Origin of the sequence: Exiguobacterium sp. NPDC077395 (assembly GCF_050269125.1) — a bacterium.
GTDB lineage: Bacteria > Bacillota > Bacilli > Exiguobacteriales > Exiguobacteriaceae > Exiguobacterium > Exiguobacterium aestuarii_A.
The window spans coordinates 1,027,303-1,053,562 of sequence record NZ_JBNNHU010000001.1; the positions used below are offsets into that span (position 1 = coordinate 1,027,303).

32 protein-coding genes are annotated in these 26,260 nt (G+C 47.9%); 25 read left to right on the forward strand and 7 right to left on the reverse strand.

All coding sequences use genetic code 11. From position 1 onward, the window contains the following. Nucleotides 1-46: 46 nt before the first annotated feature. Genes yqiS through ACQKD4_RS05265 form a run of 7 tightly spaced genes read left to right on the forward strand, consistent with a single transcriptional unit; the run spans nucleotide 47 to nucleotide 7,908 of the window. Nucleotides 47-943 carry a phosphate butyryltransferase gene (gene yqiS, locus ACQKD4_RS05235; protein ID WP_427372657.1) on the forward strand — a complete coding sequence of 299 codons (897 nt, stop codon included), beginning with the start codon at nucleotides 47-49 and terminating at the stop codon, nucleotides 941-943. 25 nt (nucleotides 944-968) lie between these two features. Further along, entirely contained in the window at nucleotides 969-2,090 is a 1,122-nt protein-coding gene (locus tag ACQKD4_RS05240; protein ID WP_427372658.1) for a Glu/Leu/Phe/Val family dehydrogenase, read from the forward strand. A gap of 1 nt (nucleotide 2,091) precedes the next feature. Then, a complete protein-coding gene (gene buk / locus ACQKD4_RS05245) occupies nucleotides 2,092-3,183 on the forward strand; it encodes a butyrate kinase (protein ID WP_427372659.1) in 1,092 nt (363 codons plus the stop codon). Further along, nucleotides 3,167-4,576, forward strand: a complete 1,410-nt coding sequence (gene lpdA, locus ACQKD4_RS05250; protein ID WP_427372660.1) for a dihydrolipoyl dehydrogenase — start codon at nucleotides 3,167-3,169, stop codon at nucleotides 4,574-4,576. Before buk ends, lpdA begins: the two co-directional genes overlap by 17 nt. A 12-nt stretch (nucleotides 4,577-4,588) precedes the next feature. After that, on the forward strand, nucleotides 4,589-5,596 hold the full coding sequence (locus ACQKD4_RS05255) for a thiamine pyrophosphate-dependent dehydrogenase E1 component subunit alpha (protein WP_374193974.1): 1,008 nt from the start codon (nucleotides 4,589-4,591) through the stop codon (nucleotides 5,594-5,596). Then, nucleotides 5,596-6,573 (forward strand): alpha-ketoacid dehydrogenase subunit beta, encoded by a 978-nt coding sequence (locus tag ACQKD4_RS05260; protein WP_214782433.1) that lies wholly within the window; start codon nucleotides 5,596-5,598, stop codon nucleotides 6,571-6,573. The genes ACQKD4_RS05255 and ACQKD4_RS05260 overlap by 1 nt, the downstream gene beginning before the upstream one ends. A 12-nt stretch (nucleotides 6,574-6,585) precedes the next feature. Further along, entirely contained in the window at nucleotides 6,586-7,908 is a 1,323-nt protein-coding gene (locus tag ACQKD4_RS05265) for a dihydrolipoamide acetyltransferase family protein (RefSeq protein ID WP_427372661.1), read from the forward strand. Between the two features lie 40 nt (nucleotides 7,909-7,948). Here the strand turns inward: ACQKD4_RS05265 and ACQKD4_RS05270 are convergent, their stop codons facing one another. From ACQKD4_RS05270 to ACQKD4_RS05280, 3 genes are all read right to left on the reverse strand, one after another. Beyond that, nucleotides 7,949-8,164 carry a hypothetical protein gene (locus ACQKD4_RS05270; protein WP_214748082.1) on the reverse strand — a complete coding sequence of 72 codons (216 nt, stop codon included), beginning with the start codon at nucleotides 8,162-8,164 and terminating at the stop codon, nucleotides 7,949-7,951. A gap of 16 nt (nucleotides 8,165-8,180) precedes the next feature. After that, a complete protein-coding gene (locus tag ACQKD4_RS05275; protein WP_427372662.1) occupies nucleotides 8,181-8,561 on the reverse strand; it encodes a hypothetical protein in 381 nt (126 codons plus the stop codon). Between the two features lie 118 nt (nucleotides 8,562-8,679). Beyond that, complete coding sequence (locus tag ACQKD4_RS05280; protein ID WP_427372663.1) at nucleotides 8,680-9,453, reverse strand: sporulation protein; 774 nt, start codon at nucleotides 9,451-9,453, stop codon at nucleotides 8,680-8,682. A 99-nt stretch (nucleotides 9,454-9,552) separates the two neighbouring features. Between ACQKD4_RS05280 and ACQKD4_RS05285 the strand changes: the two genes are divergently transcribed. The 8 genes from ACQKD4_RS05285 to ACQKD4_RS05320 all read left to right on the forward strand — a co-directional run bounded on the left by ACQKD4_RS05285 (nucleotide 9,553) and on the right by ACQKD4_RS05320 (nucleotide 15,295). Next, complete coding sequence (locus tag ACQKD4_RS05285) at nucleotides 9,553-10,737, forward strand: class I SAM-dependent methyltransferase (RefSeq protein ID WP_427372664.1); 1,185 nt, start codon at nucleotides 9,553-9,555, stop codon at nucleotides 10,735-10,737. Between the two features lie 35 nt (nucleotides 10,738-10,772). Continuing rightward, a complete protein-coding gene (locus tag ACQKD4_RS05290) occupies nucleotides 10,773-11,201 on the forward strand; it encodes a BrxA/BrxB family bacilliredoxin (RefSeq protein WP_012726551.1) in 429 nt (142 codons plus the stop codon). A 56-nt stretch (nucleotides 11,202-11,257) separates the two neighbouring features. Continuing rightward, nucleotides 11,258-11,599 carry a DUF952 domain-containing protein gene (locus ACQKD4_RS05295; protein WP_074033280.1) on the forward strand — a complete coding sequence of 114 codons (342 nt, stop codon included), beginning with the start codon at nucleotides 11,258-11,260 and terminating at the stop codon, nucleotides 11,597-11,599. A gap of 182 nt (nucleotides 11,600-11,781) precedes the next feature. Further along, nucleotides 11,782-12,573, forward strand: coding sequence for a transporter substrate-binding domain-containing protein (locus ACQKD4_RS05300; RefSeq protein WP_031423361.1), 792 nt, complete (start codon nucleotides 11,782-11,784; stop codon nucleotides 12,571-12,573). Between the two features lie 60 nt (nucleotides 12,574-12,633). Continuing rightward, nucleotides 12,634-13,293 carry an amino acid ABC transporter permease gene (locus tag ACQKD4_RS05305; protein ID WP_012726548.1) on the forward strand — a complete coding sequence of 220 codons (660 nt, stop codon included), beginning with the start codon at nucleotides 12,634-12,636 and terminating at the stop codon, nucleotides 13,291-13,293. Beyond that, nucleotides 13,290-14,012, forward strand: coding sequence for an amino acid ABC transporter ATP-binding protein (locus ACQKD4_RS05310; RefSeq protein ID WP_074033278.1), 723 nt, complete (start codon nucleotides 13,290-13,292; stop codon nucleotides 14,010-14,012). Before ACQKD4_RS05305 ends, ACQKD4_RS05310 begins: the two co-directional genes overlap by 4 nt. Before the next feature lie 30 nt (nucleotides 14,013-14,042). Then, nucleotides 14,043-14,717, forward strand: coding sequence for a metal-dependent hydrolase (locus ACQKD4_RS05315; RefSeq protein WP_214748101.1), 675 nt, complete (start codon nucleotides 14,043-14,045; stop codon nucleotides 14,715-14,717). Nucleotides 14,718-14,719: 2 nt separating this feature from the next. Continuing rightward, the gene (locus tag ACQKD4_RS05320) at nucleotides 14,720-15,295 is read left to right on the forward strand and encodes an HD domain-containing protein (protein WP_427372665.1); all 576 of its coding nucleotides are present in this window, start codon (nucleotides 14,720-14,722) and stop codon (nucleotides 15,293-15,295) included. A gap of 43 nt (nucleotides 15,296-15,338) precedes the next feature. Here ACQKD4_RS05320 and fadH read toward each other — a convergent pair whose 3' ends face one another. Next, nucleotides 15,339-16,109 carry a 2,4-dienoyl-CoA reductase gene (gene fadH / locus ACQKD4_RS05325; protein ID WP_427373271.1) on the reverse strand — a complete coding sequence of 257 codons (771 nt, stop codon included), beginning with the start codon at nucleotides 16,107-16,109 and terminating at the stop codon, nucleotides 15,339-15,341. A 255-nt stretch (nucleotides 16,110-16,364) separates the two neighbouring features. Here fadH and ACQKD4_RS05330 point away from each other — a divergent pair, with 255 nt between their 5' ends. Beyond that, complete coding sequence (locus tag ACQKD4_RS05330; RefSeq protein WP_427372666.1) at nucleotides 16,365-16,910, forward strand: hypothetical protein; 546 nt, start codon at nucleotides 16,365-16,367, stop codon at nucleotides 16,908-16,910. 47 nt (nucleotides 16,911-16,957) lie between these two features. Here the strand turns inward: ACQKD4_RS05330 and ACQKD4_RS05335 are convergent, their stop codons facing one another. Continuing rightward, nucleotides 16,958-18,028, reverse strand: coding sequence for an N-acetylglucosaminidase (locus ACQKD4_RS05335; protein ID WP_427372667.1), 1,071 nt, complete (start codon nucleotides 18,026-18,028; stop codon nucleotides 16,958-16,960). Nucleotides 18,029-18,105: 77 nt separating this feature from the next. On the opposite strand from ACQKD4_RS05335, the gene ACQKD4_RS05340 reads away from it, so the two are divergent. Both ACQKD4_RS05340 and ACQKD4_RS05345 read left to right on the forward strand, forming a co-directional pair. Beyond that, the gene (locus tag ACQKD4_RS05340; RefSeq protein WP_427372668.1) at nucleotides 18,106-19,104 is read left to right on the forward strand and encodes an aromatic acid exporter family protein; all 999 of its coding nucleotides are present in this window, start codon (nucleotides 18,106-18,108) and stop codon (nucleotides 19,102-19,104) included. A 173-nt stretch (nucleotides 19,105-19,277) separates the two neighbouring features. Further along, nucleotides 19,278-20,405, forward strand: a complete 1,128-nt coding sequence (locus ACQKD4_RS05345) for a M20/M25/M40 family metallo-hydrolase (protein ID WP_214784020.1) — start codon at nucleotides 19,278-19,280, stop codon at nucleotides 20,403-20,405. A gap of 45 nt (nucleotides 20,406-20,450) precedes the next feature. On the opposite strand, the gene ACQKD4_RS05350 is transcribed toward ACQKD4_RS05345, so the two are convergent. After that, nucleotides 20,451-20,627, reverse strand: coding sequence for a hypothetical protein (locus tag ACQKD4_RS05350; protein WP_214821769.1), 177 nt, complete (start codon nucleotides 20,625-20,627; stop codon nucleotides 20,451-20,453). Nucleotides 20,628-20,698: 71 nt separating this feature from the next. Between ACQKD4_RS05350 and rnz the strand changes: the two genes are divergently transcribed. From rnz to ACQKD4_RS05385, 7 genes are read left to right on the forward strand one after another with little or no spacing between them, the layout of a single operon-like run. After that, the gene (gene rnz, locus ACQKD4_RS05355) at nucleotides 20,699-21,604 is read left to right on the forward strand and encodes a ribonuclease Z (RefSeq protein ID WP_427372669.1); all 906 of its coding nucleotides are present in this window, start codon (nucleotides 20,699-20,701) and stop codon (nucleotides 21,602-21,604) included. A gap of 1 nt (nucleotide 21,605) precedes the next feature. Continuing rightward, entirely contained in the window at nucleotides 21,606-22,493 is an 888-nt protein-coding gene (locus tag ACQKD4_RS05360; protein ID WP_274665026.1) for a hypothetical protein, read from the forward strand. Further along, nucleotides 22,490-22,897 (forward strand): DUF4430 domain-containing protein, encoded by a 408-nt coding sequence (locus ACQKD4_RS05365; RefSeq protein ID WP_074033270.1) that lies wholly within the window; start codon nucleotides 22,490-22,492, stop codon nucleotides 22,895-22,897. Before ACQKD4_RS05360 ends, ACQKD4_RS05365 begins: the two co-directional genes overlap by 4 nt. Next, complete coding sequence (locus ACQKD4_RS05370; RefSeq protein WP_427372670.1) at nucleotides 22,848-23,534, forward strand: hypothetical protein; 687 nt, start codon at nucleotides 22,848-22,850, stop codon at nucleotides 23,532-23,534. Before ACQKD4_RS05365 ends, ACQKD4_RS05370 begins: the two co-directional genes overlap by 50 nt. After that, nucleotides 23,512-24,468: an ATP-binding cassette domain-containing protein gene (locus ACQKD4_RS05375; RefSeq protein WP_427372671.1), complete on the forward strand. Its 957-nt coding sequence runs from the start codon at nucleotides 23,512-23,514 to the stop codon at nucleotides 24,466-24,468. The genes ACQKD4_RS05370 and ACQKD4_RS05375 overlap by 23 nt, the downstream gene beginning before the upstream one ends. Beyond that, nucleotides 24,441-24,986: a hypothetical protein gene (locus ACQKD4_RS05380; RefSeq protein ID WP_427372672.1), complete on the forward strand. Its 546-nt coding sequence runs from the start codon at nucleotides 24,441-24,443 to the stop codon at nucleotides 24,984-24,986. Before ACQKD4_RS05375 ends, ACQKD4_RS05380 begins: the two co-directional genes overlap by 28 nt. A 41-nt stretch (nucleotides 24,987-25,027) precedes the next feature. Next, nucleotides 25,028-25,360 carry a hypothetical protein gene (locus ACQKD4_RS05385; RefSeq protein ID WP_427372673.1) on the forward strand — a complete coding sequence of 111 codons (333 nt, stop codon included), beginning with the start codon at nucleotides 25,028-25,030 and terminating at the stop codon, nucleotides 25,358-25,360. Nucleotides 25,361-25,391: 31 nt separating this feature from the next. Here ACQKD4_RS05385 and ACQKD4_RS05390 read toward each other — a convergent pair whose 3' ends face one another. After that, nucleotides 25,392-26,183 carry an SDR family NAD(P)-dependent oxidoreductase gene (locus tag ACQKD4_RS05390; protein WP_427372674.1) on the reverse strand — a complete coding sequence of 264 codons (792 nt, stop codon included), beginning with the start codon at nucleotides 26,181-26,183 and terminating at the stop codon, nucleotides 25,392-25,394. Nucleotides 26,184-26,260: the final 77 nt, after the last annotated feature.

Genomic DNA, 26,260 nt, shown 5'->3' on the forward strand with positions numbered 1-26,260 from the left:
AACAAACTTGCTTATGTTATAGTGTAGAGAGCAAGGGGGGACAATGATGAATTTTGAACGGATGCTGACGAACGCAAAACAACTAGAGGGTTGTACGGTATCCATTGCGGGGGCAGCGGATGAAGAAGTGATCCGAGCCGTAAAACTTGCCACGGATCATGGATTGTCACGTTTCATTTTATTTGGTGAAGCCCGGGAAATCCGAAAGTTATGTGAACAGTATGGAATCGATGAGTCAGACGTCGATATTTTACATGCAAAAGGTGATGTAGAGATTGCCAGACGTGCTGCACTGGCCGTGAAAAACAAAGAGGCGGATGTGCTCATGAAAGGGATGGTGTCGACATCGACATTCATGAAAGCCGTCCTCAATCGAGAGGCCGGTCTTCGGACGAACCGTACACTGAGTCATATCGCACTCTTTCAAATTCCGAATCGGGAAAAATTGATTGGTGTGACCGATGCTGCAATCCATATCGCACCAACGCTCGAAGAAAAGGTCGAAATCATTCATAATGCGGTAGAAGCGATGCATGACATCGGTTACGAATCGCCAAAAGTCGCAGCGATTGGAGCTGTTGAGGTTGTCAACCCTCAGATGAACGCGACGCTCGATGCCGCGTTGCTCAGTCAGATGAATCGTCGGGGACAAATCAAAGGCTGTATCGTAGATGGACCGCTCGCTCTTGATAACGCGGTCGATCTGGTCGCAGCGAAACAAAAAGGAATCAATAGTGAAGTGGCGGGGCAAGCAGATTTATTAGTCGTACCATACATAGAGGTCGGCAACGTCCTTTATAAATCAATCATGTATTTCGCAGAGGCGAGCGTTGCGGCGATTGTCGTTGGCGCATCTGCCCCTGTCGTATTGACGAGTCGTGCCGATACAGCGGAGGCGAAACTTTATTCCCTCGCATTCGCTTTGTTACATGCCAAAAACTAATCGTACTTAACAGGAGGAATTGATCATGATGGAAACAAACACAGAACCACGCTTCCGTATTTTTGATGTCTTACAATCTGAGGATTACGAACAAATCGTATTTTGCCAAGACCAAGCGTCTGGTCTAAAAGCAATCATTGCGATTCACGATACGACACTCGGTCCAGCACTCGGCGGACTTCGTATGTGGAATTATGAGTCAGAGCAAGAAGCACTCACAGACGTATTGCGTCTCGCAAAAGGAATGACTTATAAAAATGCTGCAGCCGGTCTCAATCTCGGTGGCGGGAAGGCTGTCATCATTGGAAATGCCAAGACGGACAAGTCAGAAGCTCTTTTCCGTGCATTCGGTCGTTACGTACAATCACTCAGCGGACGTTATATCACTGCTGAAGATGTGAATACGACGGTTGCTGACATGGACTTCATCCATATGGAGACAGATTACGTCACAGGAGTCAGCCCTGCGTTCGGTTCAAGTGGTAACCCATCGCCAGTAACGGCGTATGGTGTCTACCGCGGTATGAAAGCAGCTGCGAAATGGAAGTTCGGAACAGACTCACTCGCAGGGAAGACGGTTGCCGTGCAAGGTGTCGGTAACGTAGCCTACAACCTATGTCGTCACCTCCACGAAGAAGGCGCGCATTTGATTGTGACAGACATCAACGAAGAAGCGCTCAAACGTGCAGAAGCAGACTTTGGTGCGACGGTCGTCAAACCAGATGAGATTTACGGGGTCGAGTGTGACATTTTCGCTCCATGTGCACTCGGTGCAGTCATCAACGACCAAACGATTCCACAATTGAAAGCTCAAATCGTTGCGGGTGCCGCAAACAACCAATTGGCTGAAGATCGTCACGGGGATGTGCTTGACGAGAACGGGATCCTCTACGCGCCAGACTTTGTTATCAACGCCGGTGGTGTCATCAACGTCGCGGACGAACTTGAAGGTTACAACCGTGAACGGGCAATGAAGAAAGTCGAACTCATCTATGACAACATGATGCGTGTCTTTGAAATCGCGGAGCGTGATGGAGTACCGACGCACGTGGCGGCTGACAAGATGGCCGAAGAACGGATTCACATGATGGCACGTTCACGTAGTCAGTTCCTTAAAGTTGAAAAAAGTATTCTAGGGAGACGCTAAGATGACAAAACGGCTAATTCTTGCGATCAACCCAGGGTCGACCTCGACAAAAGTTGGATTGTTTGATGGGAAGGAAGAAGTGATGACACGTACGGTCCGCCATGAGATTGACGTGACCGGTCTCAGCCTTCCTGAGCAGTTACCTCATCGTGAGCAAGAAGTGCGTGCTTTGTTAGAAGAGACTGGCATCGCGGTCAACGATTTGACCGCGATTGTCGGTCGTGGTGGTTTGCTTGCACCGATGACATCAGGAACGTATACCGTCAATGATTTGATGCGAGAGGACTTGACGAGCGGAAGATTCGGAATGCATGCGTCTAACCTCGGTGGATTGATTGCATCCAAAATAGGCGAGAATGAAGGAATTCCAAGTTTCATCGTTGACCCTGTCGTTGTCGATGAGATGCATGAGTTGGCAAGAAAGACCGGAATGGCCGACATCAATCGCCGTAGTATTTTTCATGCCCTAAATCAAAAAGCCGTCGCCAAACGCTTTGCGACTGAAAATGGAAGCGATTACAATGAGCTGAATTTGATTGTCGCTCACTTGGGCGGAGGGATTACGGTCGGTGCGCATCAGCATGGCCGCGTCATCGATGTGAACAACGGACTAGACGGTGATGGACCACTTGCTCCAGAACGGGCAGGCTCAATTCCTGTTGGACAGGTAGTAGAACTATGTTATAGTACCAGGTATAAAGAATCGGAAATGAAAAAGAAAATTGTCGGTCAAGGTGGGTTGTTCGCACACCTCGGTACATTCGATGCGATTGAGATTGAGCAACGGATGGAATCGGGAGATGATGAGGCGAGACTCCTTTATGAGACGATGGCTTATCGTGTCGCACAAGAAATTTCAAAACATGGTGCGACGCTCAGTGGTCGAGTGGATGCCATCTTATTGACAGGTGGAATCGCTTATTCTGACTGGCTGACTGACAAGATTAAAGAGCGTGTCGCATTCCTCGCGCCGGTATACGTTTATCCAGGTGAAGATGAATTGAAAGCCTTGGCAGAAGGTGCACTTCGCGTCATCGAGAAGGAAGAGACCGCAAGAGAATATGAGGGGGATACACATGGCACGAGAATTTGATGTTGTCGTCATTGGTGGAGGACCAGGAGGATATGTGGCTGCGATCAAGGCTGCACAGGCTGGTAAATCTGTCGCAATCGTCGAGGCGAGAAAATTAGGCGGCACCTGCTTACATAGAGGTTGCATCCCTACGAAAGCTCTTCTAAAAGCTGCCCATGTCTATCAAACGGCGAAACAGGGGGCAACGTACGGCGTAGAAACGGGAAGTGTGACGTTCAACATGGAACGAGCCCAAACGTATAAACGCGATCTTGTGGCTGGTCTTGAAAAAGGAATCGAGCACTTGATGAAACAAGGGAAAATTGAAGTGTTTCACGGAAAAGCCTCGATCCTTGGACCAAGTATCTTCTCGCCACAACCTGGGACCGTATCCGTTGAAGATGAAAGCGGTGAGTCAGAACTCATCTTGCCAAACCAATTGATTATCGCAACAGGTTCGATTCCGCGTGAACTTCCTGGATTGCCGTTCGATCACGAACGTATCTTAAACTCGGACGACCTCCTCAATTTTGAGACACTACCTGAATCGATTGCGATTGTCGGTGGTGGTGTCATCGGAGTCGAATGGGCGTCCATGCTCGTTGATTTAGATGTGAACGTGACGTTGATCGAAGTAGGAGATCGATTACTTCCACTTGAGGACAAGGCGGTCTCTCGCGAAGTAGAACGTCTACTGAAAAAACGTGGCGTACGTGTGAAGAAGAGCGTGACGGTCGACGCTGAACGAACATTGATTCACGAAAATGCAGTGGAGCTTGCTGTCGGGGAAGAGATGTTACAAGTAGACTGTGTCCTCGTTTCGGTTGGCCGAGTTGCCAACACGGAAGACTTAGGACTTCAAAACACTTCCATCGTCGTAGAGAACGGGATCATTCAAGTCGATAGTCAGTATCGGACGAAAGAACGTCATATCTTCGCAATCGGGGATTGTATCGGAAAATTACAACTCGCTCACGTCGCGTCTGCAGAAGGCGTGAAGGCGGTCGAAACGATTCTTGGACTTGAACCAACACCACTTGATTACGCGCTCATCCCACGTTGTGTATATAGCGTTCCTGAAGTCGCTTCGGTCGGCTTGACGGAAGAGGCGGCAAAAGATGCCGGACATGATGTGAAGACGGGGACATATCGATTCAACGGACTCGGGAAAGCGCGAATTGAAGGACAAGCAGACGGATTCGTCAAACTCGTTTCGGACAAAGAAACAGATGACCTTCTCGGTGTTCATATCGTCGGACCGAAAGCGACTGAACTCATCACAGAAGGTGGACTCGCGCTCGTCTTGAACGCGACGGCTTGGGAGATGGGACAACTTGTGCACCCACACCCTGCATTGAGCGAAGCCTTCCAGGAAGCGGCACTTGCCGTCGATGGATTACCGATTCACGCCTAAGGAGGAACAAGGATGGAACAGATGACTGTAAACTCATATGAAGAGCTTGGTTTAACCAAACAAGATTTATTGGCGATGTATGAAACGATGGTACGCGCCCGTAAGATTGATGAACGGATGTGGAAGTTGAACCGCGCCGGGAAAATCCCGTTCGTCGTTTCATGTCAAGGACAAGAAGCTGCGCAGGTCGGTGCGGCGTTCGCGCTCGAGAAAGGAATCGACTACGTCTTGCCTTACTATCGTGATGTGGCGGTTGTCCTTCACTTCGGTCAAACATCAAGAGACTTGATGTTATCGGCATTTGCGAAAGCGGAAGACCCGAACTCGGGTGGTCGTCAGATGCCTGGTCACTTCGGCTCGAAAGAACATCGCATCGTGACGGGTTCATCTCCGGTTACGACACAAGTCCCTCATGCGGTCGGGATTGCACTTGCGGCGAAGATGAAAAAAGAAGAACTCGTGACATTTGTCTCGTTCGGAGAAGGCTCTTCGAACCAAGGTGACTTCCACGAAGGGGCAAACTTTGCTGGTGTCCATAAATTACCGGTCATCTTGTTCTGTGAGAACAACAAGTATGCGATTTCGGTACCACTTACAAAACAGTTGGCATGCGAGCGCGTATCAGACCGTGCAAAAGGTTACGGCATGCCAGGTGTGACAGTCGACGGGACAGACCCGATTGCTGTATATGCGGTCGTGAAGGAAGCGCGCGAACGTGCACTTCGCGGAGAAGGACCGACGCTAATCGAAGCAGAAGTCGAACGTCTTGTACCACACTCATCAGATGATGATGACAAAGCATACCGTTCAGCTGAAGAATTGGCTGGATTAAAAGAGCGGGATGGCATTCAATTGTTCCGTCAACGACTTGTGAACGACGGTATTGCAACGGCGGAGACACTTGCTGAAATCGATGCACAAATCGATGCTGAAGTGAATGAAGCGACGACATATGCGGACAAAGCACCGTATGCATCGCCTGAATCTGCACTAGATTACGTCTATGAGGAGGAAAAATGATGAAAACGTTTATCGAAGCGATCAATGAAGCGATTCATGAGGAAATGGAGCGCGACGAAAACGTCTTCGTCGTCGGGGAAGACGTCGGCGTACGTGGTGGTGTATTCCGTGCCACGCAAGGGCTGATTGAGAAGTATGGTGAAGACCGTGTCATCGACGCACCGCTCGCTGAAAGTGCGATTGCCGGTGTAGGAGTCGGGGCTGCCATGTACGGTATGCGTCCGATTGCAGAAATGCAATTCGCAGACTTTATCATGCCAGCAGTGAACCAAATCGTATCGGAAGCGGCAAAAATTCGATACCGTTCAAATAATGACTGGACTTGTCCGATGGTCATCCGGGCTCCGTTCGGGGGTGGCATTCATGGTGCACTCTATCACTCGCAATCGGTCGAGGCGATGTTCAGTTCGACGCCAGGACTCAAAGTCGTCATTCCATCAGACCCAGTCGATGCGAAGGGATTGTTGAAAGCAGCAATCCGTTCGAACGACCCTGTCCTTTTCTTCGAACATAAGCGTGCCTATCGTCTTTTGAAGGCGGACTTGCCAACGGATGAATACACGGTTGAAATCGGTAAGGCTGCTGTCAAACGTGAAGGTGACGATATCACAATCATCACGTACGGCCTTTGTGTCCATATGGCACAAGAAGCTGCGAAAACACTCGAAGAGGAAGGAATCAGCACGCATATTCTTGATCTTCGTACCGTCTATCCGCTCGACCAGGATGCAATCATCGAGTCGGTCAAGAAGACGGGTAAAGTGTTACTCGTGACAGAGGACAACAAAGAAGGAAGCATCATCGGAGAAGTAGCGGCGATTATCGCAGAGAAGGCGCTCTTTGAACTCGATGCGCCGATTGAACGCTTAGCGGGTCCTGATGTTCCGGCTATGCCATATGCACCACCTATGGAAAAATTCTTTATCGTATCCCCAGAAAAAATTGCCGAGCGGGCGCGTCAGCTCGCCGCGTTTTAAGGAGGCGGCTCCATGGAACAAACGATTACAATGCCCCAACTTGGTGAGAGTGTGACGGAAGGCACGATTACGACATATCTCGTCAAACCGGGCGACCGTGTGGAAGAGTATGAACCACTCGCCGAAGTGATGACAGATAAAGTTACGGCCGAAATTCCGGCAACAAGTGCAGGAATCGTAAAAGAATTTCTCATTCCAGAAGGTGAGACGGTCAGTGTCGGGACACCTGTCCTAACGATGGAAGTCGAGAGCGCAGAGGAAACTGTGACTGAGACGAAGACTGAACCGGTCGCCGAAGCGGAACCAGCAGTACCGACAGCAGCGAAGCAAGCTGTCGCGACGGCTCCGAAAAAACAGAGTGGGAACGGTCGATATTCTCCTGCCGTCATCCGACTCGCCAATGAGAACAACATCGATTTGAATGAATTGAGCGGAAGCGGTCTAGGCGGTCGGATCACACGGAAAGACATTCTTCGTTACTTATCAGAAGGACGTCCGGCATCGACTCCTGAGAAAGCGACACAAGCACCTGTCCAAGAGACGATGGTACAAACAAAGATGGACGTTCCGACTGAAGCGCCACGTCCTGTCGTTGAACCGTCACAACCGGTAGCATCATCATCGACGTCATCTGGACGTTATGAATCGATTCCGACAGCCGGGGTACGTCAAGCGATTGCGAACAATATGGTCCGCTCGAAGCATGAGGCGCCACACGCATGGCTCATGATTGAAGTGGATGTGACGAACCTCGTTGAAGCCCGTGCGAAATTGAAAGACGAGTTCATGAAACGGGAAGGCGTCAAATTGACGTTCATGCCGTTCTTCATGAAGGCTGCCATCGAAGCATTGAAGAAGTATCCGATGATGAACTCGGAGTGGGCAGGAGATCACATCAAAGTTCACCAAGACATCCATCTCTCGGTAGCCGTCGCGGCAAACGACGCCCTTTACGTACCGGTCATTCGCCAAGCGGATGAGAAGAACATCAAAGGTCTCGCCGTGGCCCTTCAAGACGTGGCAACGCGAGCGCGTGAGAACCGTTTGAAGGCAGAAGAGATGCGTGGTGGGACGTTCACCATCAACAACACAGGTGCATTTGGTTCGATCCAATCGGCACCGATTTTGAACTACCCACAAGCGGCAATCCTCTCAGTCGAGTCAATCGTGAAGCGTCCGGTATGGATGAATGGAATGTTTGCGGCACGCGATATGGTCAACCTTTGTATGTCGGTCGACCACCGTGTCCTCGACGGTCTCGTCGCAGGTCAGTTCTTGCAAGCAATCAAGCAGTCGCTCGAGTCGATCGACCCGGACACATATACCGTATATTGATTAAAAAATGGAGGCGCTCCCAGCGGGGTGCCTCCATTTTTCATGAGTTATAGCCAAGGAATACCGTGAAGACGAAGCTTGCGGCTGAGATCAGTAAGAGAAGGAACGACAAGGACATGCCTATTGTGACGAGTCCTTTGGAGAGTCGTTGTTTGGATTTATAGAGTGAAAATGCAAACACGAGACTGAATAGGCCGAGCGTCGCGAATAGTGTAAGCGGGATTGCTCGGTCTTGGAGTAACTGAAGTAAATCCAACGTTGAATCATCCTTTCTAATCAAGCGCCTTCTGAAATCGTCGTTGATAGGCAAGATACGTCAATCTGCTGATCACGACGAACAGGAGCAGGAACATCCAGTATATGAAGACATAGTTTAATGAAAATGCAGAGACCCCATCATGTCTGACCGAAGAAATCCAAAGCAAAAGGAGTGAGGCAGGGAAATGAATCAATAGTACAAGATAGGGCATGAACTTCATGAAGGATAAGGCGTTTGACGACGGATTACGCATTAAACTCATAGCAATCAAACCGATCAGCACTTCGAGCCCACCGAGCGTGAAGAAAGCGAGTGAGTCAGAGAAGCTGGTTTCTAGAATCGGTGAGGCAAGCGTCGCAAGACCCAGACTCCCGATGATTATTAAAGCGAACAAGATGTAGTCACCTCCAAAAAAGAGTTGATTCTATGTGTTTATTGTAAAATAATGGATGTTAAAATTCAACATCTCAGAAAAACACGCCATTCATAGAAATGGCGTGTCGGTAAGTTCATTATATCGATTGTTCAATTATCGATTCGATGTCGCGACGAACTTCAGCTGGTGACAAACGTGCGACATCATAGCGGACACGATGTGTCGATTCGTCCGTTCCTGTCAAATCAGCGAAAAGACTACCGAAATCGTGGACACTGCGGTCGACTTGTATGAGTAATTCAATCGAATCCTCTTCTTGTAAGATGACGACTTCGACTTCATCTAACTGACGCCCAAAACGTGAGCCGTTCGCTGAATATTCGAGTTCTTGTGCAATCGGGAGACGACCTGAACGATGGCGTGCCGGGAGCATCTCTGTGTCGGCTTTCTTCAGGCGAAAACCGAGTTCGTCCATCGCATCTAAAATGATTTGTTGTGCCGCGTTCGGTTGTACGGTAATCGCATCTTCATCTTTTGGATCGACGGCTTGGGCGATATCGAGCCCGGTCTCAATCCATGATTTTGATTGGCTGACAGAGAGTGGGGTATTGAACGGGACGTTGACCGTGAACGGAATCTCTTTCACTTCTCCAGGTCCGATCATAAATGGAGCCTCATTCAATAAAATCTTTTCAATCGTAAACGTCGAGTATGTCGACTTGTCGTTGACTTCGTGTTTATACAGCGTGTTGAAGAAAAGATAGATGCTGTCGACCGACTGTTCGACTGAACCTCCTTCTACATGGACTACTCCATTGAGTTCACCACCGGGTGTACAATGGCTTTCATTCAAACGTGTGTCGACTTTTGCGGCACCGATTCCGATTGATGATAAAATCTTTTTAAACATATGTGTATCCTCCTTTGACGTAACGTCGTCTTCGTGTAATAGTATGTACGGACAGGTGAAACAATATGTTTCAAAATTTCTAAAAAAGGATTGAATCCATTGGAATATAAAGCGTTACAAGAACGTCTCGAAGACGTGATCCAATCAAATCATCTCGTGTCGGCGACAATCAGTCAACCTCGTCAAAAATCAAGTGATCTCAGACGCGTCAAATTGAAACCGGTCATGCTTCGGAATGCATACCACATCCAGTTCGAATATCAGTACGAACGGGTGATGAACCATAAAAACTTACCACCGGATGAGGCTGTAGAAGAATTGTTCGACCTTCTTGAAACGTTCAGACAGGGGCAATTTCAATTAAAAGAGTCTGACCTTCAATTTCAGTTATCCAAAAAATTTAAAGTGACCTTTAAAGAGAGACAGACAGCTCAAAAAGAAATTCAGTTGAGCCACAATCGGGAAAAACAATATGTGCTACCACTTGACGAACCAGTCCCATTCTTAATTCGACTCGGCATTCAGTCGAGTGATGGGAAAGTGAAGCGTCAAAAGTATGACAAGTTTAAACAAATCAACCGCTTCCTTGAGTTCATTGAGGACTCGCTTAAACACTTGCCGACAGACCGTACCGTCCGAATCTTGGATTTCGGTTCAGGGAAGTCGTATTTGACGTTCGCGCTCTATCACTTTTTACACGAGATGAAAGGATATGATGTTCATATCACAGGTCTCGATTTGAAAAAAGAAGTCATCGAAGAATGTGCATCGATTGCGAAAGACTTAGGATATGAGCGACTTGAGTTCTTAGTTGGAGACATCAATGAATATGAAGGGGAGACAGCTGTCGATATGGTCGTGACGCTTCATGCATGTGACGTGGCGACCGACATGGCATTGGCCCGTGCCGTCCGTTGGGGGGCGAAAGTCATTTTGAGCGTCCCTTGCTGTCAGAAGGAGTTAAATCGTCAACTTCAAGCACCGAATCTAGACGTGATGCTCCAGCACGGATTGATCAAAGAAAGGTTCGCCTCGCTCGCGACAGATTCGATTCGGGCTGAACTTCTTGGACTTGTCGGTTATGAAGCTCAGTTACTGGAGTTCATCGACCTCGAGCATACGCCAAAAAACATCATGATTCGTGCCTATTTGACGAATCGTGTAGCGAGTGATGAGACGAAGGCTCGTTACCTCGCTTTTAAACAAATGTTACAGGCAGATCCGTTCTTAGAACGTGAATTGAGCGATAGACTTGTCCTCGAGGTAGAACAAGACGTAAAATAAGGGAGTATAGACGAAATGTCGAAAGGGGAAACAACATGGATTTTCAATTATATTTTCAAGATGTAGTCGAACAAGCGCGTAACGAAGTGCGTGCTGCAGGATACACAGAGCTCACGACACCGGAAGAAGTAGACGGGGCACTGAAAAAAGAAGGGAAGACACTTGTACTCGTTAACTCGGTTTGTGGTTGTGCAGGCGGAATCGCTCGTCCGGCCGCGGCTTACGTAAACAAGATGGAAGGCGTCAAACCTGACCATTTCGTGACCGTGTTTGCAGGTCAAGACCGTGAAGCGACAGATCGTGCACGTGAGTATTTCGAAGGATATGCACCGTCTTCACCATCGATTGCCCTCCTCGAGGATGGAAACATCGTGACGATGGTAGAGCGTAGTGAGATCGAGTCGTCAACTGCTGAAGAACTTGTCGACCAATTACAAACATTGTTCGATATCTACTTCGCATAATCAAGCATCGGCGCAAAGGCAATGCCTTTGCGCTTTTGTGAAAAGGGGCAGTGTATATGGAACCAGTCATCAAAATTATGACGGAGGCAGAGTATATGATTGCCCTGTCACGCGGTGAGATCAATGAACCGTCGCTTCAATCGGAAGGGACGATTAAATGTTGTACGCCGCAACAGATCGGAAAGGTCGTCAAAGCGTCGTATCCGGGAGAAGCGGTCGTGCTCGTCTCCCTTTACGTCAATCGTCTTGGACAACTGTTACATTATGAGTTAGATGAGGACGGGGAACGTTATCCGCACGTGTATAGTGCCATCCCGATGTCATCCGTCAAACAAGTCCAACCATATGGGTCTCGCGACAATGGAACGGTCACATATTTCGCTTTCGAGCGAATGTGACCTTCTTTTTTTGCATAAAATGCATGAATATACTTTACAAGTAATAATTATGTGTATATAGTGGTTGAAGACACAAGTCGGACAACTGATGTGTCCTAGAACAGTTGAGCTACGTTCACACATATGTCATAATTTTGTTAAAGTTCTGATAATTATCATTCAACTACGAAAGGGAGATGAAGATGAAAAAAGGTTTTCTAGCATTATGTTTAGCAGGACTGGCCGCGTTCTCAGTCGCATGTGGGGCAGACGTGAACGAAGGAGGATCGACATCGACCGATGGTGAGGATGACAAAGTCATCGTCATGGGTACGAGTGCCGATTACTTCCCGTATGAATTCGTCGACACAGCAAACGGCGACGAAATCGTCGGATTTGATATCGACATCGCCAAAAAAGTGGCGGAAAACATGGGATATGAATTGAAAATTGAAGATATGGACTTCGGAAGCTTGCTTGGAGCCCTTAACGCGGGTCGTGTCGACTTCGTCATGGCTGGTATGACACCGACAGAGGAGCGTAAAGAAAATGCCGATTTCTCGGATATCTATTTCACAGCGGTGAACTTGATCTTGTCAAAAGATGACTCACTTCAATCACTTGAAGATTTGAAAGGCAAAAAGATTGGTGTCCAGCTCGGTTCGATTCAAGAAGGAATCGCAAAGGATCAAATCGCGGATGCTGAAATCGTCTCATTGAACAAGATCCCTGAAATCATCCAGGAAATTAAGACAGGGCGTATTGACGCGATGGTCATCGAAGATACGGTCGCGAAGAAATACCTTGAGCAAGACAGCGAATTGACAACTTTTGAAATCGTGGACGAAGAAGAAGCGGGCTCTGCTGCTGCCTTCCGTAAAGACGATGAACTCCGTGATCAATTCAACGAAGAGTTGAAGAAGATGATCGACAGTGGAGAAATCGAAGAGTTAGCACAAAAATGGTTTGAAGAAGAGGCTGCACCAGCAGAATAATGAATCGTACGAGGCTGACTGAAGATGAATCGGTCAGCCTTTTTTTAGGAGGAACTTACAATGGATTTTAGCCGGATTTATGATTCTATCCCTTACATACTTGAAGGGATTCCAGTCATGTTCCAGGTGGTCATCGTCTCGGCATTGATCGGGATCTCACTTGGTATTGTCGTTGCAACACTGAAAATCGTACCGAATCGTCTCATCAACTTTATTGGACATGCATACACGGCTGTATTCCGTGGGACACCACTCATCTTGCAACTCGCCATCATTCACTTCGGGTTGCCACAACTGACTGGCTATATCACGACGCCATATCAATCGGCAGTCATCGCCTTCTCATTAAACTCAGGGGCGTATATTTCAGAGATTATTCGTGCTGGTATTCAAGCGGTCGATAAAGGTCAATGGGAAGCATCTGATGCTTTAGGTGTCCCATACGTCAAACAATTACGTTCAATCATCTTGCCGCAGGCGTTCAAGAACATCTTGCCCGCCCTCGTCAACGAGATGATTACATTGACGAAAGAGTCGGCTCTCGTCTCGACGGTCGGTGTACTCGACATCATGCGCCGGGCACAGATTGTCGGTGGGCAGAAGGCAATCTACTTCGAACCGCTTCTATTCGCCGGTGTGATATACTTTACGATAGTGATGATCTTGACGTATCTTGGACAACGTCTAGAAAAACGGTTAAGAAAGAGTGATGGAAGATGATCGAAGTTAAAGACCTACACAAACAATTTGGTGACTTAGAAGTATTGAAGGGAATCACGACGACGATTGAACGTGGTGAAGTGGTCGCCGTCATCGGACCGTCTGGGTCTGGTAAATCGACATTTCTGCGTTGCTTGAACATGCTAGAAATCCCGACGAGCGGGACGGTCAGTGTGGATGGATTCGAACTCACGAAAAAAGGGGCGAACGTCGCGAAGGCTCGCCAAAATATCGGGATGGTGTTCCAACAGTTCAACCTCTTCCCGCATATGAGCGTATTGGACAATTTGACGTATGCACCGGTCAATGTCTTGAAAGTCAGTAAAGCTGAAGCGCTCGAACGTGCGAAAAAATTGCTCGAACGTGTCGGTCTCTCTGAGAAAATCGACGCCTACCCTAGCCAATTATCGGGTGGACAAAAACAACGTGTCGCAATCGCGCGTGCTTTGGCGATGGAACCGAACGTCATGTTATTCGATGAACCGACATCGGCACTTGACCCTGAGATGGTCAACGAAGTACTCGATGTCATGAAAGGGTTGGCTGAGACAGGGATGACGATGGTCGTCGTCACACACGAAATGGGCTTTGCTCGTGAAGTGGCAGACCGTGTCCTCTTCCTTGACGAGGGAATTCTGATGGAAGAAGGAAAGCCGGCCGACTTGTTGTTGAACCCGCAGACAGACCGTGCGAAACGTTTCTTAGAAAAAGTGTTGTAATCTGAACTTATGAAGGAAGGATGAATGCACATGAAAATCACTTATTATGGACACGCGACAGTAGGATTTGAGATCGATGGCGTTAACGTGTTGATTGATCCATTTTTGACGAGTAACCCTCATACGGAAGTAGACCCTTCCACGTTACGCCCAGACTATTTGTTGCTTACCCATGCTCACTTTGATCATATCGAAGATGTCGAATTGATCGCGAAAGAGACGGGTGCGACGATTGTGGCGACGCATGAGCTCGCGACCTATTATGAGAAGAAAGGATTTTCTGTACACGGAATGAACATCGGTGGCGGACACGCTTTCCCGTTCGGACGTGTCACGATGACACAAGCCTTCCATAGTTCGAGTTTCGATATGGGCGACACACCGATCTATATGGGGATGCCAGCCGGATTCATCATTGAGACGAATGAGCTGACGCTCTATCACGCAGGAGATACGAGTCTGTTCTCGGATATGAAAATGTACGGAGAACGTTTCGAAATTGATGTCGCCTTCCTTCCGATTGGAGACAACTTCACGATGGGACCTGCAGATGCATTAGATGCGGCGCAGTGGCTCCAAGCCAAACGGGTCGTCCCAATCCACTTTGATACGTTCCCGCCGATCAAGCAGGACGCTCAGGCATTCTGTGACCAGTTACATCGTCGTGGTCTTTTGATTGAACCGAATACGACGATCGAGATTTAAGCGTGGATGTGATACAAGCGACGAAAGCGTTCGTCGAACAGATTCATGCAGAGGACCATACAGGGCATGACACCGCTCATATTGAGCGCGTCGTTCGACTGGTGGAGCGCTTGATGGAGAATGAGCCTGTCGACGAGACAGTGCTCCTCCTTGCTGCGTATCTACATGACGTGGAAGACCATAAGCTTGGTCGACCGAAAGGGCTCGTCAAACATCATCTGACTGCTCTCGGCATCACTGAAGAGCAAGCAAACCTGGTGCTGACTATAATCGATGAAGTATCTTTCTCAAAAGGGATTCAGCCTACGACACGCGAAAGTGAAATTTTGCAGGACGCCGATCGTCTTGATGCCATCGGGGCCATCGGGATTGCGCGAACATTCCAATACGCTGGTTCTCGGGGAACACCGCTCGATTTGTCAGATCAGAGTGCCATTCAACATTTTCAAGATAAACTGTTGAATCTGGCGTCTGGGATGCATACCGCTAAAGCGAAACAATTGGCGATGTCACGACATGCTTTTATGGAGCGCTTTTTAGTGCAGTTTCACGAAGAGTGGGATGGAGAAGACATATAAAAGGACGACCGAGACATCTAACTCGGTCGTCCTTTTGATTAGATTAGAATGGATGTTTGTTTAGCCAATGGCCGCCGTCAAGAGAGATACAATCCCCGTTCAAATAACGCATCTCGTCAGAGGCTATCCAGTAAGCCAAGTCAGCGATTTCTTCCGGTGTCCCAAAGCGTCCGAGCGGGACGTTCCGGCGAATCCGCTCTACTTCTTTCACATGGGACACGAGTTTTTCGGCACCGCCTGTCCGTTCAATCGGTCCTGGGCTGATGGCATTGACACGGGCGCCGAACTGATAGCCCCATTCGACTGCGAGCGTTCTCGTCAAATTGAGGACGCCCGCTTTTGCTGCAGCACTCGGTGCGACACCAGGACCTGCCTGCCATGCATACGAGGCGACCATGTTAATGATTGACCCGCCTCGCAATTCTTCTGCTTCCCAATGTTTCCCGAGAACATGGGTACAGTTAAATGTGCCGTTCAAGACGATGTCAATGACGCTTGCCCAACCGTTCGGAGACAAATCGAGTGTCGGACAGACGAAATTACCTGCCGCGTTGTTGACGAGTGCGTGAACCGGGCCGTAAGCGGATACGATGTCAGCGAGTGCTTGAGCGCATCCTTCATAATCACGAACATCATGTTGCACACTCATCGCTTGACCTGCTTCAATAGCGTTCAGTTCGTTCATCGCTTCTAGCAATCGTTCCTCGTTTCGACCACTGATGGCGACATTCCATCCTTCTTGTTTAAATTTTAATGCCATGGCTTTCCCCATACCAGACGATCCCCCGGTAATCCAAATCGTTTTCATATTGATTCCCCCTTGAAAATGAATGGTCGTTCATTCTATGTATTCGTCTTCTGATTTGAAATTCCTTCAATCAGATGTCATTTGGTGTTGAATCATTTCTTCGACAAGAAGCGTATATAAAATATGATACGATTGAAGTAAGTGAGATGATGTCAATCATATGGAGGAAGCTGCTAAGCCATGAAGCGACTGTTAGGAATAACACTTTTCACTATATTTGTTTTGATAGCGCTCGTTTTTACGAATATGAGAGATGATAATTTGTCCGCACCGATTGAAAAGATGACGAATTCTCAAGTGGAAACAAAGACCGCTCCTGAGATGACTGTGGGCGAACTAAAAGGTATCTTAACTGATTTCCAACGCGATGTGGCCCCGCAAATCAAGAATGATTTCGAACGGAAGTTGGCGGAACGAATGTACGTGGAGATGAGTATATTTGATGAAAGCATTGATGTGAACAAACTCATATCGCGCGCTACAGAGCAAGCTGATTTTGAACGTGCTTGGTTGACTCATGCGAAAGACGAGTATGGGGTCGTCGTAACAGATGAAGAAGTCGATGGTTGGATTGAACGAGGACCTGATGCGGAGGTAGTCGAGTCACAAAGACGGTATGCCGAGGCAAAAGAAATGAGTGTATATGAGCTGAATCATAATTATGATCGCGATCAATATGTGAAATGGGTTGTTTGGGAAAAACTAATCCCACTCATCACGAAACGATACGAAGAGTCAAGTGAGCAAGTGCTTGACAACAATCGACTCATCGAGCTTTACGAAAAAGAAGTGAAGGATACTCTATGAATCAATGATATATCAATCAGCCCGACTCATTTGAGCCGGGCTACTGTTCATTTCATTTGTTTCAATTGTTCTAAGCCAAGTTCACGATCGATTGCATACATCGTACCGGCGACTTTCTCACCCCAATACGGGTCTGAGGCGTAGAAGATGTTAATTCCTTCTTGTTTGTTACCAGGGTAATCTCCGCGTGCGTATTGACCTTTTACATATTTTGTGGCGAACAGTTCGGCAGCCGCGTCAACGCTCGCTTCAACCGTCTCAAAGGTTGTGGCGTTGCCGCTCGGGTCGTCATCTGTTGCTCGGAATCCGAACAAGTTACGTTTTTCCCGTGCGATGTCGGACGTCCCAAAACTCGACTCATGACCGGCTACAGCGAGTAGGAATAAGGCATTGACTCCATACGTTTCTTCCGCACGTTTGAAGGCGTCGCCCTCTCCAGCGAGAGGCGAGTCGATGGATTGTAAATACTGATCGAACGCTTTGGCGGAATACGGTGACGATGATCGGATTGAAGCGAATTGATAGGGAGAGTCGAAGACGTCTCGGACACGTTCCGTATAAAAACGATCTTCTGAGCGCTTCTCTGTCGGTCCGACAAGAAACGTGCCGGCGAGATTCGCATTCGCCTCGACGGAATGATACACATCACCATCTCGAATCTCGTAATATCCACGTCTTTCCACGACGGCTTCTGGGAACAATGCCATCTGATCAGGTTTTACATAGACGTCTGCGCCTGATATGCGTACTTTCAAATGGTCTTCGCCTCGTTCAAGGAGTTGAAGTCTTGTACCACCAGCGACATAAGACTGACGTTTTTTAAACGATTGATCTTCGTAAAGGTTCGTGATGGCATCGCTTGGAGTAACGACCACACCGGTGCCTGTGAAGTCGAGAACTTCTCCAGAAGGGGAGAATAAGGTGCGGTTGTTTCCGGCTGCCATGTAGCGTTTTGCCTCGGCAAGAGATTCGAACGACCGTGTGACACGGTCTCCGTTCGTGACGGTTTCGACAGTATACGTGTCTTCACGGGCGGACTGAATCCATAAAAATGCGGCGATGGCGAGACTAAGCGTCGCAATCATCGGCCAAATCGTACGTTTTTTCTTTCGTTTCAATCAGATCACTTCCAAACTTTTGAATTGCCAAACGAGTTGATTTAGTCAACAATTTGATGGAGAAGGGGGAAATCAGTATGAAAATTGGAACGCGGACGTTAAAAACCGCGGTCGCAGCGGGTATCGCAATGCTCATTTCCGAGACGATTCATCTTGATTATTTTGTATTTGCTGCTATTATCGCCATTTTGAGTATTCAAGAGACACGCAAGAAATCCATTCGCGCCTCGTATGAGCGTGTCATGGCGAGTCTTCTCGCCATCGGGATGGGCGCCGCGATGTTTACGTTACTCGGCTATTCACCGGTGACGCTCACACTTTATTTTGTCATCTTCATTCCGCTCGTACAACAACTGAAACTGCAAGATGGACTCATTACGAGTGTCGTGATCTTGACGCATCTCTATACCGAGGCGCAGTTCTCGCTTGAATTGTTCATCAACGAGTTATTGCTCATCGCGATTGGTGTCGGGGTCGGACTCGTCGTCAACATGTATATGCCGACGCTAGACCGTGAAATCGAGCGAATCAAAGATAGTATCGATCGATCGCTTGCCGTACTCTTTTACGATGTGGCAGCCTGTGTCGAGACCGGTGTGTATAACAACCATTCGATGATGCTGATCAAGACACGGGACTATTTGAAAGAAGGGAAAGATTTGGCCCTTCGTCGTATGGGTAACTCCATCGGGAAACGGAATGAAGACATGGACTATCTCTACTTCCGGATGCGGGAGCGACAATACGATATTTTGAAACGGGTTGCTGATAACGCAAGAGAAATCACCATGGTCGTCAATGAAGCAAAACCTGTTGCAACATTTTTGCGCCGCGTAGGGGACCACGTGAATGAACAAGCGGATGCTTCGGTCTTTCTGCAAGAGCTTGAAGAGATGATTGAGCATTATCGAAAAAACGTACCTCTCCCCACGACACGTGAAGAATTTGAGGTACGCTCATCCTTGTTAAACATTTTATCGGATGTGAAAAGTTATTTGATCTTGAAAGAGCGTTATATTTTGCTCTTAAAAGAACATGGTCATACTCGAGAGAAACGTGCTGATCAAAAAGATTGAGACGATGACGATGACGCCAATTTGAATGATGCGTTGTCGTCTTTTTTGCTTTTTCTTCATAACTTGCCTCCATGTACGTGTTTGCCATCATTGTACAGAATGGAAAAGATTCGTGCAATCTAAGGGAGTTTGTTATAATGGTCAAGAAATGTTTGGATGGAGGGATGTTGTTTATGGTAAACGAGACACGTGTGCTCGACACATTTTTAGGATTGGTCGGCATCGATTCAGAAACGAAGGAAGAAGCTGTCATTTGTGAACACTTGAAAGCGGTATTCACAGAACTTGGATGTGATGTGTATGAAGACGATGCATCAACGAAGACAGCACATTCTGGTAACAACTTAATCATCACGTTACCTGCAACGAAAGAGAATGTTGATCCGATTTATTTCACAGCTCACATGGATACGGTGACACCTGGGAAGGGAATCAAGACGAGCATCAAAGATGGTTATGTCGTCACGGATGGCACAACAATCCTCGGTGCAGATGATAAGACAGGTCTCACAGCGATGATCGAGCTTGTTCGCGTGTTGAACGAAAAACAGATTCCACACGGTCAGATTCAATTCGTGATTACGGTCGGGGAAGAATCAGGACTCGTCGGGGCGAAAGTCTTGGATTTATCAAAAATCGACGCGAAGTTCGGTTTTGCGCTTGACTCGGACGGTCCAGTCGGCGACATCATCGTCGCGGCACCGACACAAGCGAAAGTGAACGCGAAGATTTATGGCAAGACGGCTCATGCGGGTGTCGCTCCTGAGAAAGGGATTTCAGCGATTCAAATCGCAGCAAAAGCCATCGCGAAGATGCCACTCGGTCGAATCGATGAAGAGACGACGGCGAACATCGGACGCTTCGAAGGGGGACGTGCCACAAACATCGTTTGTGACTATGTCGAAGTACTAGCTGAGGCTCGTTCGCTCATTCATGAGAAAATGGAGAAACAGGCGGAAACGATGAAGCAAGCCTATATCGAAGTGGCGGAGTCATTCGGTGGTCGTGCTGAAGTCGATATCGACATCATGTACCCGGGATTCAAGTTTGAAGAAGGCGATGAAGTTGTCGAGGTCGCAAAACGTGCGGCGGCGACAATCGGACGTCCGACACGAATCTTGCACTCAGGCGGCGGTTCAGATGCGAACGTCATCGCCGGTGGCGGGATTCCGACAGTCAACTTAGCGGTCGGTTATGAAGAAATTCATACGACGAACGAGCGGATGCCACTTGAAGAGTTATACAAACTCGTCGAGTATGTCGTCACAATCGTCGAAGAAGTCGCATCACCCAAGCAATAAAAAAGAGCCGACCATTCGTCGGCTCTTCGTATGTGTTCGTACTTGTTATGCTGCGAACTCCAAAGACTCCAAAATCAACTCGTCTGTGCAATGAAGTTCGATCGCTATGTCGTGAATGCGGATAGAGGTGCCTTGTTCCTGTTGGTGCAAGCGATTTATCAAAGCCGCACGGTCTCGAATCGTCTCGTAAATGGATTCGGGTTGTTCTGCCTTGGTCATCACAAATCACATCCTTTTCAGCGATTACCACAAGTATAGCATGGAACGGACTTGAAGAAAGGACTAATTTATTTATGAAGTTACAGTTTTTAGGAACTGGTTCGGGTATGCCATCGAAACAACGCAACGTGTCAGGTCTTGCGCTCGTTCTACCGAAAGTCACCTGGTTGGTCGACTGTGGGGAAGGGACGCAACATCAGATGCTCTACACGAAAGTCAAACCACGTAAAGTGACAGCGGTATGGGTGACACATTTGCACGGTGACCATGTGTTCGGATTACCTGGATTTTTATCGACCCGCTCTGCGCTAGACGGAACGGATCCCCTCACGGTTTATGGTCCGAAAGGATTGAAAAAATGGCTCGAAGCGACACTTCGCGTCACAGGTTCTCATCTCGGTTATGAGTTGAACGTCATTGAATTCACGGACGGAGACACATTTGAGCAAGACGGTCATACGATCACTGTGCGAAAATTAGAGCATCGGTTCCCTTCTTATGGGTTTCGTGTCACAGGCCCGGAAAAACCGGGAACGTTGCGCGTCGATCGGGTAAGAGAGCTTGGAATCCCAAGTGGACCCATCTATAAAACAATTAAAGAACAAGAACGGTTCGAATATGAAGGAAAATGGTACGATTCTAAAGAATACGTCACTGAACCGACTCCGGGCAAAGTCGTTGCGATTCTTGGGGACACGACGCCATGCGAGAACGCGCGATTGTTAGCAGAAGGGGCCGACCTCCTCGTTCATGAGGCGACATTCATGGAAAGTGAACAACCGCTCGCCCGAAAATATGGTCACTCGACGACGCTTGAAGCGACTACTCTTGCGAAAGCGTCTGCAGTAGGCCAATTGATTGTCACGCATATTTCCGCTCGATATGTCGGACGAGAGGAAGAATTTGAACAAGAGGTCGTTTCGGATTTTCCATCTAGTTTAGTTGCGACCGACTTTTTAGAATATACAGTGGGGGATTGATGTGACCATTCAACTCTATGTTTGGGCCGCGTTTTTAGTGATCAGCGTCCTGTTAGGTGTCCGCTTGAACCAATTGAAAGAACCGGAAGCCAATTTCTTTCCGAAGTTTTTATTTTATTCACTGCTCGGCATCGTTTCGTTTCCGATCGGTGGATTTCATATCCCAATCGGGTTTTTATTGTCTTTTTTATTCTTCCCGAAACAGAACAGCCGCTATAAATGGTATGGAGCACTTTTAGGATTTTTCTTTTTTATCGTCTTATTGTTCGTACCATTGTTTGACCAATCTGGGTTTCGTGCGGAATCGCAACAAATCGGCGCCGTTTCTGTCACGGATGAATCTTTCGATGAGATGACAGAGAAAATCTTACAACGAGTCAACAGTGACTCCATCAAGCTAGACCGAAGTAAACTTCAAATTCATCGGGATGGGGACGTCCAAACGATTGAGTATTTGCTGATGGTCGAACGAGCTGAATCGTTCCAACAGATTCGCGTGACGTACGCAGACGGACAATTATCTTATGAACAGGTCGATGAATTACGAAAAGAATCAGGTCAGGCATTCTTTGAAAAGCTCGTCGAATTTGACCATATGTTGTCTACTTTAAGGGAACCTTCATGGGAAGAATATACAGATGTCATAGCCGCCCCAATCCTACAACTTTCTTACGATGGGCTGTATGATATGTATACGTTCGAGAATGAGTCGATGCTCATGATCAACCGTGACAATGAGCTCGTTAAGTTCTGGCTACAACGTGAACCCGTCCTTGCTAACAGTATCCAGCTCGTCGGACTGACGCAAGAGGGTCGTAGTACAGGTGAACGCTATGCGATTCTTTACAATTATTCGATACACCAACGAGAGGATTTGACAGACCAATGAAATCATATGTAACGATTGCTCTACTAGCGACCGCACTACTTGCCGGATGTGGCGGGGAAGAGGCGCAACAAGAATCGTGCGGAGTGAGTCCGACTATCTCGGTCTATAACGCAGCGACTGAGGAAACGCTCTATCAAGAGAAAAGTGTCTGCTTAGAAGAGGACGCGACTGTACTCGATGCGTTAAAAGCAACAGGGCTTGACCTTGAGGTGACAGGGAGCGGTGACATGTCCTATGTGACGGCAATCGAAGGAATCGAAGAAAAATCTGAAGGACAATCGTCAGGATGGGTATTTGCTTTCAACGGTGCACCCGGGGATGAAGGTGCGGGCGCCAAAGAAGTGGAATCGACGGATGTCATTCAATGGCGGTTTGAAGAAGATGCAGTGGCTTTCTTCGAATGAGGCAGATTGGGAGCGGAGACATCCTGTCACGCTCCTTTTCTATCTCTTCTGTCACCTTTACATATTAATGAATGTCGAAGACGTCACTTTTTTTGTGGTTGGACTCCTTTTGCTACTTATCATTGAACGTCGTTTCCCTTGGTCAATGCTATCCATACTGATTGCGTTTGGTCTGATTTCAATCATGCCCATCCTAATTGGTTGGGAAATTTCTTATGGATACATATGGCGTCAGCTTTTGAAATTGGCTGCCTTTTTACTCGGGATGTTATGGATTGCACGCATCATTCGTCTCGAACGGTTGCTCCCGCTCTTATCGAACTTTCCACGGTCATCTTCACTCTTATACGGTGCATGGGCACTCATCCCGTCAATGGAGCAGGCGGTACGTCAGGCAGTCAGGAGTCATCCGAGAGCATACTGGCGAGAAGGTGTACAAATTGGAATTGAAAGCCAGCAAACTGAGCCGAAGTTTGCGGTTGACCCGATACGGCGCTTTCGTTTAGAGGATTTGTTGCAAATCGTCCTCATTGGGATGATCGGTCTGGCTTCAATCCATCTGTTTGTCGGACTTTGGCTAATCTATCCATATCTCACGAAAGGAGGGATGCGTGATGCAATGGCTATCTACCGTTGACGGTTCGTTCGAGCATTACGTCGAACGTTACCGCCCGTATGTGATTGAGATGACGCAATCGTTCTCGGGAAAGGTTGGGCACTTACTTTCGAGCGTCGACTCTTTTCGAGGGGCGGAACTCGCTACACTATTACAAATCGACGCGCTTTATCCGAAGCGGTTTGATGCATGTTCGAGTGGAGAACAACAGATTGTTCGAGTCGCCTACGCCCTGTTAAATCGACCGGATTCAATCGTCTTGATTGAACCATTTCGGCATCTAGACCAATTTCGTAGAGAGCATTTAGAAATGTTGCTCCGTCGTATTTCTGGAATTGGGGTGCAAATCGGTTATACCGAGCGAGCGAAAGAACCTACAGGAGAAGCGACGTTCACGTTCAACGAATCGAAAACGAAACCTTCCATCGATGCGACCGACGTATCTTACCGGCATCCTCTGCAAGCGACTTATGCGATTGATCACGTGACGGTTCAGATGAATGAGCCTGGACTCACAGTTTGTGTCGGGACGAACGGGAGTGGGAAGTCAACTTTACTCGAACTATTAGCTAGAAGTAGACGTCCACTTCAGGGGCGAGTGAAAAAGGGAGAACGAGCAGTCTACCTTCCTGCCAATCCAGAAGTGGGTCCGTTCCCACAAGAAGGGAAGCGAAGGGTCGCCCAACTTCAATCCGTCCTACACGATCCGTCTAGTGTCCTTTTACTCGATGAACCGACCGTGGATTTGACGAGGGGAGAGCGGGACGCGTTCTTTGATGCGCTTCAACAAAAAGCAACGTCGGCCCGCGTCATCTGTGCAACACATGACATGGGCCTCATACAGGTTGCGACGGATGTGATTTATCTAGCGAGCGGTCAAGTCGTCTTTCAAGGCGATCGGAACCTTTTTCAAGATCGGAGCACCTTATGGTCACATACGTCTTCGCCATCCTGATTGCGATTGTCGTGTTGTACCGGTTCGAAAAATCTAGAATCCCGATTCAACCACTCGTTCAATTATTAGCACTTGCGGTCATTGGGCGTTGGCTCTTTATGACGATACCGAATGTTCAACCGACGACGGCCATAATCATGTTGACGGCCTTACTGGTCAGTTTGAACGGGGCCGCCATCCTCGCGCTCTTTGTTCCGATTTTGTCAGGACTTTTGCTTGGGATTGGTCCCTTTGTATTTTATCAATTTTTAGGATGGCTCCTTGTCGTTGTGCTCGTCCGTTTATTTCGACCGATTCTATTGAAATCGACAATCCTCTTCTTACTGCTCGGTTTACTATCAGGTTTTTTATATGGGTGGACGACAAACTTGGCGTTCATTGAAGTGGTCGGGACGGATGTCGTGAAGTTATTCTTACTCAGTTTTCCATTTGATCTGGCCCACGGTATTTCGAATGTCGTCTTCTTGGTCATGATTCGTCCGTTATTTGAGCGCATATTCCTTCGTCAACTCGGGTAAATATACAATATTCCTATCATATTGAGTGAGGTGAACGACGGATGAGTGCATATATTAACATTACTGAAGTCGGCATGTTTCTACTCGTAGGGTTGTTGTTTATCTTATTAAACCTTGTTCTTTTAGTGAAACGTTATACGAGGGCCCGTTTCGCCATGCTAAGCATTCTAGCGGCGAGTGTATGGCCAGCGCTGATGATTGTTCTATCAGTAGAACAGTTGAGCGTGATCGATCAATTGACCTCTGGTGAATTGACGTTGGATGCTGCGCTCGCGTGGGGAGTAGTCCTATCGACAGCACTCATGACGATTATTCCTGCGGGGGTTTTCCTTCGTCGTCTCGTGAACGTCTCACGAATACATTCTGAATTATAAAAGGAGCGACCGGCGACGGTCGCTCCTTTTTTCATGTCGTTGATTCAGCGGCTGACCCGTCTGTTGGTTTTTGGACACGACGCAATACTTCGAGACTGAGAGCACGTGGCATCAACTTGGCCAACCCGACTAGGAGTTGATTCGAGAGGCCAGGCACAATCACGCGCTTATTATTCATGACACCTTTATAACCGAAGAAGGCGACGAGGTGAGATGGCATTTTTGAGAAGGACAATTCACTCCCTGCGCGATCAAAGAAATTTGTATCTGTCGGGCCAGGGCAGAGGACACTGACGTGAACACCGCTTCCTTTCACTTCGGCATGCAGCGCCTCGGTAAGTGAGAGGACGTAAGCCTTCGTCGCATAGTAAACGGCCATATACGGACCAGGTTGGAACGCAGCGACGGAAGCGACGTTTAGCACATAGCCGTGATCTCGTTCGAGCATACCCGGTAAATAGGCTTTCGTCAGTTCCGTCAATGTGTTGACGTTCAATCGGACTTCGTCCGCCTCTGTCTCAGGATCGAGGTCTGCGAACGCACCTGACGTTCCAAATCCAGCATTGTTTATCAAAAAGTCGACGGTTAGTCCCGCCTCTTCAATCATCGAAGTCAATTGATTGGCAGCGTCATGTTTTGCCAAATCAAGCGCGAAGACATGTACATTGATTCGATATCTCGTTTCAAGGACTTTCTTCAGTTCGTGTAAGCGAGGTTCGTTTCGGGATACGAGAATACAGTCGTACCCGTCTCGTGCGGCGAGTACGGCCAAGTCTAAACCGATGCCCATCGAGGCCCCAGTGATTAAAGCTGTCTTTGACAACGTGATCCACTCCTTTAATGAAAAGTCATACATTGTTACTGAATTCTTCACGAGTTGTTAAAATCCTGCCCCGTTTG

Excerpts from the sequence above, each read along its gene's own strand:
- ACQKD4_RS05305 (WP_012726548.1), top strand. The coding sequence starts at position 12,634 with ATGGATTTTAGCCGGATTTATGATTCTATCCCTTACATACTTGAAGGG.
- buk (WP_427372659.1), top strand. The coding sequence starts at position 2,092 with ATGACAAAACGGCTAATTCTTGCGATCAACCCAGGGTCGACCTCGACA.
- yqiS (WP_427372657.1), top strand. The coding sequence starts at position 47 with ATGAATTTTGAACGGATGCTGACGAACGCAAAACAACTAGAGGGTTGT.
- ACQKD4_RS05260 (WP_214782433.1), top strand. The coding sequence starts at position 5,596 with ATGAAAACGTTTATCGAAGCGATCAATGAAGCGATTCATGAGGAAATG.
- lpdA (WP_427372660.1), top strand. The coding sequence starts at position 3,167 with ATGGCACGAGAATTTGATGTTGTCGTCATTGGTGGAGGACCAGGAGGA.
- ACQKD4_RS05240 (WP_427372658.1), top strand. The coding sequence starts at position 969 with ATGATGGAAACAAACACAGAACCACGCTTCCGTATTTTTGATGTCTTA.
- ACQKD4_RS05365 (WP_074033270.1), top strand. The coding sequence starts at position 22,490 with ATGAAATCATATGTAACGATTGCTCTACTAGCGACCGCACTACTTGCC.
- ACQKD4_RS05380 (WP_427372672.1), top strand. The coding sequence starts at position 24,441 with ATGGTCACATACGTCTTCGCCATCCTGATTGCGATTGTCGTGTTGTAC.
- ACQKD4_RS05375 (WP_427372671.1), top strand. The coding sequence starts at position 23,512 with ATGCAATGGCTATCTACCGTTGACGGTTCGTTCGAGCATTACGTCGAA.
- ACQKD4_RS05370 (WP_427372670.1), top strand. The coding sequence starts at position 22,848 with ATGTCATTCAATGGCGGTTTGAAGAAGATGCAGTGGCTTTCTTCGAAT.
- ACQKD4_RS05280 (WP_427372663.1), bottom strand. The coding sequence starts at position 9,453 with ATGTTTAAAAAGATTTTATCATCAATCGGAATCGGTGCCGCAAAAGTC.
- ACQKD4_RS05290 (WP_012726551.1), top strand. The coding sequence starts at position 10,773 with ATGGATTTTCAATTATATTTTCAAGATGTAGTCGAACAAGCGCGTAAC.
- ACQKD4_RS05345 (WP_214784020.1), top strand. The coding sequence starts at position 19,278 with ATGGTAAACGAGACACGTGTGCTCGACACATTTTTAGGATTGGTCGGC.
- ACQKD4_RS05340 (WP_427372668.1), top strand. The coding sequence starts at position 18,106 with ATGAAAATTGGAACGCGGACGTTAAAAACCGCGGTCGCAGCGGGTATC.
- ACQKD4_RS05385 (WP_427372673.1), top strand. The coding sequence starts at position 25,028 with ATGAGTGCATATATTAACATTACTGAAGTCGGCATGTTTCTACTCGTA.
- ACQKD4_RS05255 (WP_374193974.1), top strand. The coding sequence starts at position 4,589 with ATGGAACAGATGACTGTAAACTCATATGAAGAGCTTGGTTTAACCAAA.
- ACQKD4_RS05295 (WP_074033280.1), top strand. The coding sequence starts at position 11,258 with ATGGAACCAGTCATCAAAATTATGACGGAGGCAGAGTATATGATTGCC.
- ACQKD4_RS05315 (WP_214748101.1), top strand. The coding sequence starts at position 14,043 with ATGAAAATCACTTATTATGGACACGCGACAGTAGGATTTGAGATCGAT.
- ACQKD4_RS05300 (WP_031423361.1), top strand. The coding sequence starts at position 11,782 with ATGAAAAAAGGTTTTCTAGCATTATGTTTAGCAGGACTGGCCGCGTTC.
- ACQKD4_RS05310 (WP_074033278.1), top strand. The coding sequence starts at position 13,290 with ATGATCGAAGTTAAAGACCTACACAAACAATTTGGTGACTTAGAAGTA.
- rnz (WP_427372669.1), top strand. The coding sequence starts at position 20,699 with ATGAAGTTACAGTTTTTAGGAACTGGTTCGGGTATGCCATCGAAACAA.
- ACQKD4_RS05265 (WP_427372661.1), top strand. The coding sequence starts at position 6,586 with ATGGAACAAACGATTACAATGCCCCAACTTGGTGAGAGTGTGACGGAA.